The organism is Clostridiales bacterium (assembly GCA_030016385.1).
Lineage (GTDB): Bacteria > Bacillota > Clostridia > Clostridiales > Oxobacteraceae > JASEJN01.
Genome location: JASEJN010000001.1, coordinates 24,080 through 38,211, shown reverse-complemented (window position 1 = coordinate 38,211; position 14,132 = coordinate 24,080). Strand labels below are relative to the sequence as shown.

Genomic DNA, 14,132 nt, shown 5'->3' with positions numbered 1-14,132 from the left:
AATCCTTATTTCCCATTTAATCATAGGGATTTTAAAAAGTAAATTGACAAAATTCAAGATTAATATGACAATTTGAAATAAATAGTAAACTTTCAAAATCAGAGATAAGTATCCGAGATAAGTAATTGAATATCCAGGCTTTCTATATAAATAAAAAAGGAACACTGAAGTTTGATTAAAACCTCAGTGTTCCTTTTTTATTTATAATATCTGTGAATTCCATTCGTCTATTTGAAAAGTGAAAATTTCAGGAACAGCCTTGCAGTAATGGATGCCACCAGCGACACAACTGTAATCTGTGTGTTAAGCGAAGGACCTGCCGTATCCTTGAAAGGATCACCGACGGTATCTCCTATAACTGCCGCTTTGTGGGCTGCAGAACCTTTTCCTCCGAAATGTCCGGATTCTATAAACTTCTTGGAATTATCCCATAGACCTCCGGCATTTGCCATCATGAGCGCAATCAAAAGCCCTGACATTATATTGCCTGCCAGATATCCACCAATTGCATTTATACCGCCTATAAATCCAACGATCAGCGTTGCAATTATCACTATAAGACCTGCAGGTATCAATTCTTTCAGAGAACCTATAGCGGCAATATCGATACATTTGTTGTATTCAGGAACTACGCCGGGCTTTCCTTCTTTCAGACCGGGTATATCCGTAAACTGCCTGTGTATTTCAGCAACCATCCTCTCAGCATTGCGGTTTACACCGAGCATTAACATGGCTGAGAAAACTGCCGGTATAGCAACTCCGACCAATACCCCGAAAAATACCATTGGGTTCATAAGATTGAACTGTATCGTATTGCCCGTTGCGCTGGCAACAATTTCCTGGTAAGAACCGAGCAGTGCAATGACAGTTAATCCAGCAGCGCCTATTGCAAATCCCTTTGTTATCGCCTTTGCGGTATTGCCTGCCGAATCCAGCTGGTCGGTTACATCAAGTACATCATCTCCGAGACCTGTCATCTCTGCAAGTCCTCTTGCATTGTCAACTATAGGACCATATGCATCATTCGAAACAACCATACCCACTATCGATAACATTCCAAGGGCTGCCATGCTTATTCCGAACATAGGATAACTTCCGCCCAGAGGTTCACAGAGTTTATATGCTATAAGCGAAGCCACGCCTATCCCTATAAGAGCAGGCAGCGCGCTCAGAAATCCATAAGAAAATCCTGTAATAATTGTAAATGCAGGTCCAGTCTTTGAGGATTCCGCCACAAGTTTTACAGGTTTCTTGTCATCAGATGTATAATAATCAGAAGTTATACCGATTATTACTCCAACGACGAGACCTACAGCCGTAGCTCCCCAAATACGAAGATTATATTTAAACAACAGTGAAGCCAAAAGTGTCAGTAAAACGTAAATAACTGTGGTAATATACGTACCATTGTTCAGTGCATTGCTCGGGTCTCCCTTTTTACCGATTCTTACGCAGAAGATTCCGAGTATCGAAGCCAGAAGCCCAAGAGCTGCATAACAGAATACTATATTTACCTGTCCAATGGACATACCTATTACAATAGCTGCAGTTATTGATGCCACATTTGAATCGAAGAGATCGGCACCCATCCCTGCAACATCACCTACATTATCTCCGACATTGTCGGCGATAACAGCAGGATTTCTCGGGTCATCCTCCGGAATCCCCAGTTCCACCTTACCCACAAGGTCCGCACTTATATCTGCAGTCTTTGTGTAAATTCCTCCTCCGGCTTTTGCAAACAAGGCCAGAGAACTTGCTCCAAAGCTGAACATCAAAGATGTTGTAATATCTTTAGTAAGAGCATATATTACACTTGTTCCAAAAAGGCATACCCCGATTACCGCCATGCCCATAACGGCACCACCGCGGAAACCTATGTTAAAAGCCGGATTCAACCCTTTCTTCGCTGCATTTACCGCTTTTACATTTGCAATGGTTGCGACTTGCATTCCCATTTTACCTGCGCATGCCGAAAGAACCGAGCCTAATATATATGCTATCGCCGCCTGAAGATTGCCGAGAGGCGAATGAGCCCATATCGGTTCAGGTAAAAAAATTAATATGATAACTGCGACAATGCCGACGAATTTAGCAAGTACCATGTACTCTCTTTTAAGAAAAGTGTTTGCCCCATTTCTTATAAGCAGCCCTATATCTTCAGACTCCTTGCTTCCTTCGGGTTGTGAAACTACCCACCAGTAAAAATAACCTGCTACGCCCAGAGCTGCGAATGAAAGAATTATAGATACTATTACCCAATTCATTTATACGACCCCCTTAGTAGTTATTTGATACTCCTTGAAAATTAAATTTAAGGCGTATCTGATTTGCAAATAAAAATATCTATACATCACAGATTATATTATATCACCTGGATATAAATTTTGGTAAAAGTATTTAAAATAATCTTATTTTTAATAAAACTCTTTCGTACAACTTTTTTCCTGTTTTCATCCAATTTTTTAACTGGAAAATATGAACATAATATCTTGCATCATGCTATAATTATACAGTAATATTTGATTTTAATATTAGCAAACGCTGCGAGGTTAAAAATGTTTATTATGTTTCATTTATGCAGTTTAATCCCAATATATTTACCCGGTCAATATTTTTTGAAAGGAGTTGATGCCTATAATAAATTAAAAGGAGAAAATTAATATGAAATTTAATCATTCTATACGGCAAACTTTGCGCTATCTTAAAGGAAACCAAAGGGCCTGCGTTGTAACAGAACCTTTATGGGCAATTCCTAATAACCTTATTTTGCCGTTCGTATCGATATATATGGCTGAAGTCGGCTTGAACGATGTACAGATCGGCACGGTTGCCAGTTTTGGCCTTGCTATGCAATTCATATGGGGATTATTTTCGGGCGCAATCATAGATAAATACGGCAGACGCCGCATGATGCTTGTATTTGGCCTGCTCAGCTGGACTATCCCTTGTATACTTTGGGCAGATGCACATGGCTATTTGTACTTTATGCTGGCAGTATTTTTCAACAGCATGTGGCGTGTAACCGGCAACAGCTTCAGCTGCATGATTATCGAAGATGGCGATCCCGATCAACTCATCAATATTTATACCATACTCAATCTTTTTGGATTAGTGGCAGGATTCATTTCACCGATAGTAGGTTTCTTCATTGACCGGTTTACGCTTGTACCGACCATGCGCATATTGTATATTCTATCTATGGTGATGATGACCACAAAGTTTATATTACAGTACCATATGTCAAACGAAAGTGATATAGGCAATCAGCGTATAGAAGAATGCAAAGGGCACCATTTATTCTCGCTGACTTTCGGCAACTGGAACGCGTTTGCTTCTGCTATCCGGCAGTCACGCATATTGCTGTACGTGATGCTTATGATACTGATGACCTGTTTTAATACCGTAGAGGCCACTTTCTGGTCCTTGTTTATCACAGCCGCATATGGCATAAGTAATTCTATGCTCTCTCTATTCCCACTGGTGAAAGCTATCATTACAATATCGGTCTATCTGTTTATTACCTCACATCTTAGCCTTCGCTCGATCCAACGGCCGCTTCTCACCGGACTGGGTTCACATATGCTGGGATTGATCGTATTATTAGTATGCCAACCAATGGGTGTTTATGCGCTTTGGGCAGTGTTTTTCTCAGCGATATGTGAAGCATTTGCGCTCGCCATCCTCGGACCCTTATGTGAATCACTTATGTCAATAAGCATTCCCTCAGAGGAACGAGCACGCACAAACAGCCTTATCTTCGCCGCAATTTTATTTACAAGTACACCTGCGGGTTGGATAGCAGGTCAGCTCTCACAGATTAGCCGTGCGCTCCCTCTGGCGTTGAACCTTTGCATAGTAATAGCAGAAATGATGATAGTGCTATGCATAGCACGCATATTTCAAAAAGAATAATTAATATGGACCCTCGTTTATTTTGTAGAAAATGGCTTTAACAAAAGCTGAATCGGCCTGAAAAATATATATATTTTCAGGCCGATTCCATGAACCTATATTATTATCTGACCTAACGTTTGCCAGCTTTTTTGATTTGTTCTGCCAAAATGTAACTGAATAAACTGGTATGTTTATCATTTCTTATCCGATTGTTTTCGTATTTGCTATTTGGTTCTCTTCTGATCATATTATAGGATTTGACAACTGAATCCACTCTCATTTTATCACTCCCTATATAACAAATACGTAATGTATCTTGTTTATAGGGGGGTGATAACTATAAATTTTCCAGTTTAAAATACTCGGCATTCATGGCATTTGCAATTCTATGCACAAGTTCAAGCCTGACAAAATCTCTTTCCGTATCTATTACAAAGGATTTGATCCCTTCGGCGGCAATCATATTTGCTATGCTCATTGATTCATTAATAGGATTACCGCCATTTAATGAAACATTCGCCCTTCCATCCGATTTTCAATACAGCTGCTGCACATCGCGCTTACATCCTATGTATAATCTTATAACATCGTATTTACATTCATAATATTTCTTTCAAATTAAACAATCCGTTTACTGCCCTTATATACATGTACCCATTATCTATCGACACCACGGCAAACCTGCCATATCCGGTACGGAATTTGAAGAAGCAATCTCTGTTTCCCACGGCTAATGACAGTGCACACCGTATCACTCCCTCATGGGTGACTGCCAGTATGTTGCCATCTTTCTTCGATATATCATCCAGGAAGTTCTCTACCCTGTCAAATAACACGCTCAAGCTTTCACCTTCCGGGATATTATAATTTACATAATCATTCGCCCATTTTTCGCATTCTACAGGAAATTTTGAACAAATTTCCTCATATGTCTTCCCTTCAAATATGCCAAAATTTGCCTCCATAAGTCTTTCATCTGTAATATATTTGTCCGACAGAATCGCGGCGCTTTGCTTTGCTCTCAAAAGCGGACTGGAGTATACAGTCCCAAAGCTTATACATTCAATATAATTTTTCAGTTTTTTGATGTCATCAAATCCCTCGGGCAAAAGCCTGACATCCTCTCTTCCAATATACCTTCGCTGTTTCGATATGCATATCCTACCGTGCCTTACAAATACAATATTCATATCCTCACTCCCATAAATATAGCCAGACTCAATATCTCTGCAAGCTCACAAATCGTGCCGAACACATCCCCTGTCAGTCCTCCTATTATCCTGTCCGACTTCATCATCATCAAAAGCGACAGCAACAAGCATGCAAAAAATGATATCATAAACACATAACCGGCCATGTAAAAACCTATTATTCCAAAAATCAATGAACTCGCTATAAAGTATTTAAATGATCCTTTATTTAAAAACATATCCCCCATACCGCCCGGGCGCGCACTTTTTCCTATTCCAAAAAGCAAAGACATTGAAGAGCGTGCACAGCCGCATGACAGTATCAACGAATATGCAGCGATATCCGGGGAAGTATTTTTTATAAGCACATATTTTGCAAGTATATCGAATACTATGGCTATTACTCCGAACGATCCCACCCTGCTGTCCTTCATTATTTCCAGTATCCTGTCCTTGCTTCTTGCCGAAAAGAAACCATCGGTCGTATCCGACAGACCGTCTACATGAAGTCCGCCGGTTATAAGAAACATAACGATTACAGCGGCTAAAGCCGCTGCATCTCTGTTTATTAACCCTGCTATGTAATATGCCAGATATGAGCCAAACCCTACTATCATACCTATTAACGGTAAAAAAACAGTGCCTTTTATGACAGTCTCCCTTTTGACGTCTATCTCGATATTGATGGGCAGCCGGGTAAAAAACTGCATCATTAAAACAAATGATTTTATCATTTTATCCTGACGGGTATGCCGCAGCATACCAGATAAACTTCACTGCACATGGCGGCCACCCTTCTGTTCACCCTCCCCGATATATCCCTGAAAACCCTCGCTATATGGTTATCAGGAACAATTCCATATCCTACTTCGTTTGTAACCATCACGATATTGCCATCGATAAGCCGTACCCTATCCATCAGCCTTTCAATCTCTCCTACTACACTGTCCTCTACCTCTTTCTGCATCAAATGGGTTATAACCTGGCAATCTTTAGTGTATTCAAACATTATATTCGATGTCATAACAGTCAGGCAATCGAGGATATAGTTTCTTGAACCTTTCACCGCATCGTCTATATTATGGTATCCTTCATATGTTATCCAATCTTTCGGCCGCTGTTTTCTGTGAAGTTTAACCCTTTCTTCCATCTCCCGATCGGTTACTTTCGACGTAGCTATATATACCACATCGGTTTTTCCATTGTATATCGACTCTGCAAACGAACTTTTACCGCTCCTGGCTCCTCCTGTTACCAATACACTCTTCATATCTATCACCTTATATCTACCAGAAAGTCATCGGCTATGGCGGCATCATCAAACGTACCCATGCATTCTATCATGTGCAAGGCTGCCTCAATTATTTCGAATGCCAGAGCACAACCGGTACCCTCTCCCAGTCTCATCTTCAGATTTAGTATTGGGTCAAGCCCAAGCTCCTTCATCATATATACCGCACCCGGTTCTGCCGATAGATGCGATGGAAACATGAAATCCCTCACTATTGGATTAATTCTATAGGCACACAATGCCGCCGCCGATGATATAAATCCATCTATTACTATGGGTACCCTGTTCTTTGCAGCACCTATGAAACATCCACACATGCCGGCAATGTCAAAGCCCCCGACTTTTGACAGCACATCGATAACATCGTCCCTTTTGGGGCTGTTTACTGCAAGTGCCTTTTTTATAACCGCTTTTTTATTTTCAAACTGGGCGTCGGTAAGACCGGCACCTTTTCCGGTGACAACATCAGGTGAAAGATTGGAAAGAGCGCATAATACCGCCGTGCTGGTTGTGGTATTGCCTATCCCCATCTCTCCAGTACCGATGAGGTCATATCCACGCCTTACAAGGTCATCTACAATTTCTATCCCCGTCTCAACGGCTTTGACTGCTTGATCTCTGGTCATTGCTGGACCCTTTGCTATATCATTTGTGCCAAATGCTATCTTCTTGTCCAATACTCCGGGATGCACTATTCTGGCATCCACCCCTATGTCCACAACCGTCAGGTCAGATGCGGCATGGTCGGCCAGAACGCATACTCCCGTTATTCCTCTTGTAAAGTTCACCGTCATGGCAGCAGTAATTTCTTTCGGGCAAGTACTCACGCCCTCCTTCACTACACCGTTGTCGGCACACATGACTACAATATTCTTCTTGTGTATTTTGCTGCATACATTTCCTGTAATGCCGGCCATTTTAGCAGCAATATCTTCAAGGTATCCAAGGCTTCCCAACGGCTTTGCAAGACTGTCGAGCCTCTTTTTAGCTTCATTTTTTGCGCCGGTATCGGCCGGCCTTATTTTTTGTACGCTTTCTTCTAAAAGATTCATAAATTTCCCCTCCATTTTATTTACGATTTGAATACTTTATACTATTGACTGCTTATTGTAAGTTCCTATGTTCCAATTTTTTTATGATATCGTCAATATCGCTTATCCCTTCTTCATCCTTCCGGCCGATTATAACTGCCTTTATATCAAGCCTTCTGCATGCCCTTATTTTCTCACCCGTACCTCCCTGAATGCCGCTGTCCTTCATGACAACATACAAAGCTCCATATTCTTTAAACATCGCGGCATTGAAATCTTCACTATATGGCCCAAGAGATGCGATAATATCCTTCATCACCACATTGCTGTCCATGCATTCCTTTATACTTTCCACTGAAGGCAGTACTCTGTATACAAACCTGTTTTCCCCTCTTACGGATTCAAATTCCTTTATGTTTTTTGAACCTGTCGTAAAGAACACACATCCGTTTACAGTCTTCAAAAACTCAAGGCAGTCATGTATAGATTTCATATATACACAGCCTTCCATGTCATCTGTTTTCTTCCGCACATACCTTATATATTCGATATTGCATTTATGAGCGGCTTCCCTTGCATTTTTGGTTACCTCAAATGCATAAGGGTGAGACACGTCGACGACAACCTTTATTGAGTTGCGTTTTATAAAATCCTCCATGCCGGCCTCATCCATCCGGCATACGACGAGATTCCCATTATCGATAAACTCCCTTTCCACTTCCGTCGCAGCGGTTATTATGTATTTATATCTGTCATCTATCCTTTCTACAAGCTCGACCGCCTCACATGTCCCTCCTATTATCCATATCAAATTTTATACCCCCTCGGAGTTATAATGTGTCCTTCCTTTATATACGTACCGCTGTTTCCGATTATCAGCACTGTCCTCATATCGGCAAAATCATAATCTATATTTGAAAGGGTCGTTATCCGCTTTTCATTTCCTTCCCTCCCTGCATTTTTCACAATCCCAACAGGCGTATCCGCTTTTTTATATTCAGATATGATATCCACCGCCCTTTTTAAATTATCCTTCCTCCCTTTGCTCTTCGGATTGTACAATGCGATTACAAAATCCCCTTCGCAGGCGCACTTCAACCTTTTCTCAATCGTATCCCAGGACGTTAAAAGGTCGCTTAAACTTATCGTACAAAAATCATGCATTATCGGAGCCCCAAGCTCTGCCGCCGCCGCGAATGAACTGGTGACACCGGGGATGACTTCCACATCTATCCCATCCGCCATCTCAATCACCGGTCCTGCCATTCCGTAAAGCCCTGCATCGCCGGTGCTTATTATCACAGTATTAAATCCCTGCTTTGCCTTTTCGATTGCCATGGCACACCTTTCAATCTCCCCATGCATGCCTGTCGATATTACCTCTTTATCCTTGATGAGATCCTCAACCAGAGCCATATAAAAAGTATAGCCTACGATAACATCTGAATTTTTTATGGCGTTGTATGCTTTTATTGTCATGTTTTCAACTGACCCTGGACCTATCCCTACAATATAAAGTTTTGCCATTCTATATCACCCTTCCCACCGCCACGGTCACGCCATCCATACATGTCTTGCCGACTATTATATCCCCGCCTGCAAGGAAGGCACATGGCTCGCATACCGAAGTTACTCCTACTTTTGATTCCACAAAAGCGCTTTTTTTGAATCTGTCCTGGACGCGTTTTATATCTTCTGCTGAAAATATAATGAAACTGCAGCCCAAATATTTGCAGGCTTCTATTATACCCTTCTCGTCTTTTTTCAGATCTATGCTCGCTATCGCCTTTATCGATTTGACGCTGAGATTATTGTCCTTGAATACCTGATATATGGCATTCAATATATCGTTTCTCGTCTTGCCTCTCTTGCATCCCACTCCCACTGCAAGGTCCTTTGGCCTCAAAATGCAGCATGGGCGGGCAATGTCTTCCTCCTTCGATGTCACATATATGCTGCCTTCAAAGTCGGCATCGGATATATTTCTATAATTTATTCTGTCGCCTGTCTCGGATACAAACCTTATCGTCCCTCCATTTACCATGATGGAAGTTATCTTTTTTGCATCCTCCATGTTTTCAATAAAAAATCCGCACCTTTTTGCAAACATATCCACCGATTCTATTCCTCTAGAGTCAGAAGCCGTTGTTATCACGGCCTGCGCTCCGATTAACGCCGATATTTCCCTTGTCAGGTCATTTGCACCGCCTATATGTCCGGACAGAAGGCTTATGGCAAACCTTCCCATATCGTCGACAACCACTACGGCTGGATCTTTTGTCTTATCCCTGATATAGGTGGCAATCATCCTGACCGCTATCCCTACAGCACAAACAAAAACTATCCCGTCGTACGATTTGAATATCGAGCCTATCTTTGATTTGACTCCCCCGTGACAATTCCTGTTGTCATACATGTCGGAGCCTTCCATTGCCGAGCATATCCTGCCTGCGATACCCGACGCGGCATCCGTAAACGATATCACAGCGATCTTCATTTCGATGCCTCCCTGAAACTGTGGGAAAACGACGGGTCATAGAGCCTGGATCTTTCATATCTGCCGTTTATAAAGTCGCCAACCAGTATCTGGGCAAAATTTTTGATGCCTTCGGACTTTACTTTATCTGCTATATCAGCAAGTGTACCTTTTATTATCTTCTGGTCCTCCCATGTAGCCTTGTATATAACGGCAACAGGCACATCTGACCTCCCATAGCCTGTTTTTAGTTTCTCAATCACATTATCTATATTGCCAACGGATAAGAATATCGCCATCGATGACTTATGGGACGCTAAAAGCTCAAGGCTTTCGCCATCCGGAACCGGAGTCCTCCCCTCCAGTCTTGTTATTATGACTGTCTGGCTGACACCCGGCAGCGTAAATTCACATCCTATGGCCGCACAGCTCGCAGTGAATGAACTCACACCGGGTATAACCTCATAATCGATATTAAGTTCATCTAGCTTGTCCATTTGTTCTTTAATCGCCCCATATATAGTGGGATCTCCGGTATGAAGCCTCACAATATTTTTGCCTTCATTCCAACCTTTTTTCATCACATCTATTATCTCTTCAAGAGTCATTTTTGAGCTGTCGTATTTTATGCATCCTTCCCTGCAAAAATCAAGATGCCTGTAAGACACCAGCGAACCTGCATATATTACAATATCGGCTTCTTCAATAATCCTTCTGCCCTTTACCGTTATAAGATCAACATCGCCCGGGCCGGCACCCACAAAACTAATCATTTTTGTATCCTCCTTCCCAATATGAGGGACATGTAATCATCATCTTCTAAAATCTCATCCGCTCTTTTTAGTATCTTCTCATTCAAGCATCCGCATCTTCTTACGTATGTATACGTAAATCCGCATTTTTCGAGGGTATTCAGTATCTTCTCCTTATTCCTGCTTGTTTTTAATATACAGACGGTATCAAAATATTTTAAAATATCTTCATCGATATCTCCATCAGTCAGGTAAAATTTTTGCCCCTTTGATGCCAGAGGCATCTTTATGCGGTTTGCGGCAGCATTAAAGGATGATATTCCAGGTATTGACTCGACATTTATGCCTATCTTTTCAAGTTCCGTCATGATATATGAAAATGTGCTGTAAACCATAGGATCGCCCAAAGTCAAAAATACACCCTCGCCGCCGTCTTTTAAATGGTCGTCAACTGTATCTGCAGCTTCCTTGTATCTTTTGCTGTTGTCTTTCCCCATTGGAAATTCTATATATACTCTTTTTTTATCATCTATAAATTTTTCAGCGATTTCGCCCGCCAGGCTTTTCCCCCCGTTACTTGGCAAAAACACTACATCTGCACCCCTTATAAGTTTATAGCCCCTTAATGTAATATAATCGCTGTCTCCGGGACCGACTCCTATACCATATATTTTCTTCAACGTTTTCTCCCCCTGACCGCAAATACCGGGTTGCTGGCTTTTAAAAGCCCTATCTTATCTATATTAGATACCTGCAGCAGCTTTATTTCGATATCGGCATAGCTTCTGTCATTCAAAAGTGTTGTAAATATGTTCAGATTCTTTAATGTTATAAAGTTTGCCGCAATAATTCCTCCTTTGTTTATGCTGCTGTCAGCCCAGTCAAATATTTGCACCAATCTGCCGCCGCTTCCGCCTATAAAACATTTATTGAACTCGGGCATATTAAAAAGCGCCTCGGGTGCGCTCCCCTCCATCACATGGATAGATGCATCAAACTTCAGCGAATTTTGCCTTATAAGCTCCGCCCCTTCATGTCTTTCCTCCACAGCATAAACAGCGGCACCTTGAAGAGCAGCTTCCACCGATATGGAGCCCGTCCCAGCGCCTATGTCGATTAATGTATCTCCCTCCTCAATTTCCAATGCCGCAATTGAAGAAATCCTCACTTCAAACTTCGTCATGGGTATATTCCCTCTTATGAACTGCTCATCCCTTATCCATCTCACTCTCAACCACCACCACAGAAAGGTCGGAATAGTTTTCTATATCCTCCCCTATATTTTTTACAACAATTTTTTCATCGGCATATGAAAGATTAAAGCCCGCATAAATCCTTCCTGAAATCCCCATATCATAAACCATCTTCGATATCTGCCCGGGAGTATGACGCCTATCGGTAAGTATGACAAAAGTACCATCAGAATCTTTCTTAAAGGTATCATCCTCCCTGCCATGGAAGCTTATAAAGCAAGCTTTCTCCCAGCTTTTATCAAGCTTTGCCATCATATACTGAAATGACGAAAGCCCCGGTATCACCTGATCCACCTTTACGCCGTTTTCCCTCAGATATTTGGCTATGCCGAAAAAGCACGGGTCTCCTGATGCCAGTATGTCTAAATTTTTCATCCTCCTCGCTATTTTTAATATATCTTCCACATTTTTGACCTTAATTGCACTAACTCCCATCTTCTCAGCAATCTTCGAAATCCTGCCGAAAGCCGCGATGCAGTCAGACGATTTTATTATTTCATAAGCCTCGACCGTCAGATACTTTATATCCCCCGGCCCGGCACCAATCACTCTTATCATTTCAGCACCCCGTATTTCATAGAATACATATAAATAACAATATCAAATGCGTCATCCTTTATATATCTTCTTATTCTGTCGACGCAGCCCTTTATCATATCATGGAGGATAAATCTAAAGCCGTTGTCAAATACAACATCAAGGGCTTCTTCTGTCGTGGCGCAGCTTTTCACCTTTTCCAATACTTCATATGGAGCTTTTGCAAGGGCAAGATAATAAATAAAAGCTTCCATCCTGACATCGCATACCCTGCTGTGGGTATTGAATGCTCCCACGGAAAGTTTCGATAGCTTCCCTATATGGCCGACTAATGTAATCTTTTTAAATCCCTTGTTATAGCAGTACAATACAGAGTCCCCGATAAAGTTGGAAATTTTGACCCTCCTCCCTGAAAGCCCCATCTCATCCACCATCTTTTCTCCATAATTGCCTGGGAAAAGTATTATTTCCCTGTATCCCTCGTCGTATATGGCATCCGCTTCGATATATATGGTCTTCAAAAGAGCCTGGTCGGACATGGGCTCGACAATTCCGGAAGTACCTATAATAGATATCCCGCCTTTGATGCCTATGTTTTCATTGAATGTCTTTTTGCCGATTTCAGCGCCCTTTGGAGCATATATGATCACATTAAATCCGCATTTTGAAACCTTTTTTATCTCATCTTTAATCATCGCTCTTGGCACCGGATTTATTGCAGCGTCCCCTATATTCCCGAAAGGCCCTTTTCTTGTTATCCTGCCTATGCCCTCTCCTCCGTCTATGACTATATCGCTGTCATCCCTTTTCGAAACCCTTGCATATATTTTGATTCCATCGGTCACATCAGGATCATCTCCGCCGTCTTTTACTATAAAGCACGAGGCATACTTATTATATATATGGGGATCTTCAACTTTCAGATCCAGTCTTATGCCATAAGGCGTGTCTATGGATACGCTGCCGATTATCCTCCCACTTTCAAGCATTATCGCGCATGCCTTGGCGGCGGCTGCGCTGCAGCTACCCGTTGTATAGCCGCACCTCAGCCTCTTTCCTTCCTTGACAACATATATGTCTTTCATCTTCCCACCGCCATATACAACAGGGCATTGACTATCGAAGCCGCCACATTGCTTCCTCCCTTTGGCCCCGATGTCGTTATCGAAGGTACATCGAATTTTCTTATATATTCTTTGGATTCGGCAGCCTCTACAAATCCTACAGGCACGCCGATAACCAGCGACGGATTTATTTTTCCTTCTTCTATAAGCTCTCCCACCCTGCACAGGGCTGTAGGTGCATTTCCGATAACAAACATGTCCACCGCTTCACGGGATGCAATCTCCACCGCCGCATATGACCTTGTGGTGCCGTTCTCCTTTGCCATGTGGGCAGCTCTTTCATCGTCTATATAGCATTTCAGAACAGAACCCGACCTTTCGACGGCTCTTTTGTTGATTCCCGACCATGCCATCCTCGTATCGGTAAATATCCTGCAGCCATGCTTTAAAAGCTTTACGCCGGATTCTACCGCATCGTTCCTGAAAACCGCTATATTCTTGTAATCAAAGTCGCCAGTAGTATGTATCATCCTCTTTACAATCGTAAGTTCATCGCCGTCAAACCTTGTATCTCCGATTTCCCGCCCTATGATCTCCATACTCCTTTTCTCAATTTCGGCCGGATCATTTATATACATGCC

Annotated in this window: 16 protein-coding genes; 1 reads left to right on the top strand and 15 read right to left on the bottom strand. The window is 42.1% G+C overall.

Annotated elements, in window-relative coordinates:
* Positions 1 to 227: 227 nt before the first annotated feature.
* Entirely contained in the window at positions 228 to 2,267 is a 2,040-nt protein-coding gene (locus QME45_00185; protein MDI6617077.1) for a sodium-translocating pyrophosphatase, read from the bottom strand.
* A gap of 397 nt (positions 2,268 to 2,664) precedes the next feature.
* On the opposite strand from QME45_00185, the gene QME45_00180 reads away from it, so the two are divergent.
* Positions 2,665 to 3,915: an MFS transporter gene (locus tag QME45_00180; GenBank protein MDI6617076.1), complete on the top strand. Its 1,251-nt coding sequence runs from the start codon at positions 2,665 to 2,667 to the stop codon at positions 3,913 to 3,915.
* Positions 3,916 to 4,234: 319 nt separating this feature from the next.
* On the opposite strand, the gene QME45_00175 is transcribed toward QME45_00180, so the two are convergent.
* The 14 genes from QME45_00175 to QME45_00110 form a co-directional block, all read right to left on the bottom strand.
* Positions 4,235 to 4,360, bottom strand: coding sequence for a hypothetical protein (locus QME45_00175; protein ID MDI6617075.1), 126 nt, complete (start codon positions 4,358 to 4,360; stop codon positions 4,235 to 4,237).
* Between the two features lie 136 nt (positions 4,361 to 4,496).
* The gene (gene cobC, locus QME45_00170) at positions 4,497 to 5,087 is read right to left on the bottom strand and encodes an alpha-ribazole phosphatase family protein (GenBank protein MDI6617074.1); all 591 of its coding nucleotides are present in this window, start codon (positions 5,085 to 5,087) and stop codon (positions 4,497 to 4,499) included.
* Positions 5,084 to 5,821 carry an adenosylcobinamide-GDP ribazoletransferase gene (cobS, locus tag QME45_00165; GenBank protein MDI6617073.1) on the bottom strand — a complete coding sequence of 246 codons (738 nt, stop codon included), beginning with the start codon at positions 5,819 to 5,821 and terminating at the stop codon, positions 5,084 to 5,086. Before cobS ends, cobC begins: the two co-directional genes overlap by 4 nt.
* Entirely contained in the window at positions 5,818 to 6,357 is a 540-nt protein-coding gene (gene cobU, locus QME45_00160; GenBank protein MDI6617072.1) for a bifunctional adenosylcobinamide kinase/adenosylcobinamide-phosphate guanylyltransferase, read from the bottom strand. Before cobU ends, cobS begins: the two co-directional genes overlap by 4 nt.
* A 5-nt stretch (positions 6,358 to 6,362) precedes the next feature.
* Positions 6,363 to 7,430, bottom strand: coding sequence for a nicotinate-nucleotide--dimethylbenzimidazole phosphoribosyltransferase (cobT, locus tag QME45_00155; GenBank protein MDI6617071.1), 1,068 nt, complete (start codon positions 7,428 to 7,430; stop codon positions 6,363 to 6,365).
* A 52-nt stretch (positions 7,431 to 7,482) separates the two neighbouring features.
* Positions 7,483 to 8,220: a precorrin-6A reductase gene (cobK, locus tag QME45_00150; GenBank protein ID MDI6617070.1), complete on the bottom strand. Its 738-nt coding sequence runs from the start codon at positions 8,218 to 8,220 to the stop codon at positions 7,483 to 7,485.
* Positions 8,217 to 8,936 (bottom strand): precorrin-3B C(17)-methyltransferase, encoded by a 720-nt coding sequence (cobJ, locus tag QME45_00145; GenBank protein MDI6617069.1) that lies wholly within the window; start codon positions 8,934 to 8,936, stop codon positions 8,217 to 8,219. The genes cobK and cobJ overlap by 4 nt, the downstream gene beginning before the upstream one ends.
* 1 nt (position 8,937) lies before the next feature.
* The gene (cbiG, locus tag QME45_00140; GenBank protein ID MDI6617068.1) at positions 8,938 to 9,906 is read right to left on the bottom strand and encodes a cobalt-precorrin 5A hydrolase; all 969 of its coding nucleotides are present in this window, start codon (positions 9,904 to 9,906) and stop codon (positions 8,938 to 8,940) included.
* Complete coding sequence (cobM, locus tag QME45_00135) at positions 9,903 to 10,658, bottom strand: precorrin-4 C(11)-methyltransferase (GenBank protein MDI6617067.1); 756 nt, start codon at positions 10,656 to 10,658, stop codon at positions 9,903 to 9,905. The genes cbiG and cobM overlap by 4 nt, the downstream gene beginning before the upstream one ends.
* A complete protein-coding gene (gene cobI / locus QME45_00130; protein ID MDI6617066.1) occupies positions 10,655 to 11,317 on the bottom strand; it encodes a precorrin-2 C(20)-methyltransferase in 663 nt (220 codons plus the stop codon). The genes cobM and cobI overlap by 4 nt, the downstream gene beginning before the upstream one ends.
* Positions 11,314 to 11,865 (bottom strand): precorrin-6Y C5,15-methyltransferase (decarboxylating) subunit CbiT, encoded by a 552-nt coding sequence (cbiT, locus tag QME45_00125; GenBank protein MDI6617065.1) that lies wholly within the window; start codon positions 11,863 to 11,865, stop codon positions 11,314 to 11,316. The genes cobI and cbiT overlap by 4 nt, the downstream gene beginning before the upstream one ends.
* The gene (cbiE, locus tag QME45_00120; GenBank protein ID MDI6617064.1) at positions 11,846 to 12,448 is read right to left on the bottom strand and encodes a precorrin-6y C5,15-methyltransferase (decarboxylating) subunit CbiE; all 603 of its coding nucleotides are present in this window, start codon (positions 12,446 to 12,448) and stop codon (positions 11,846 to 11,848) included. The genes cbiT and cbiE overlap by 20 nt, the downstream gene beginning before the upstream one ends.
* Positions 12,445 to 13,512, bottom strand: coding sequence for a cobalt-precorrin-5B (C(1))-methyltransferase CbiD (cbiD, locus tag QME45_00115; protein ID MDI6617063.1), 1,068 nt, complete (start codon positions 13,510 to 13,512; stop codon positions 12,445 to 12,447). The genes cbiE and cbiD overlap by 4 nt, the downstream gene beginning before the upstream one ends.
* Positions 13,509 to 14,129 (bottom strand): precorrin-8X methylmutase, encoded by a 621-nt coding sequence (locus QME45_00110; protein MDI6617062.1) that lies wholly within the window; start codon positions 14,127 to 14,129, stop codon positions 13,509 to 13,511. Before QME45_00110 ends, cbiD begins: the two co-directional genes overlap by 4 nt.
* Positions 14,130 to 14,132: the final 3 nt, after the last annotated feature.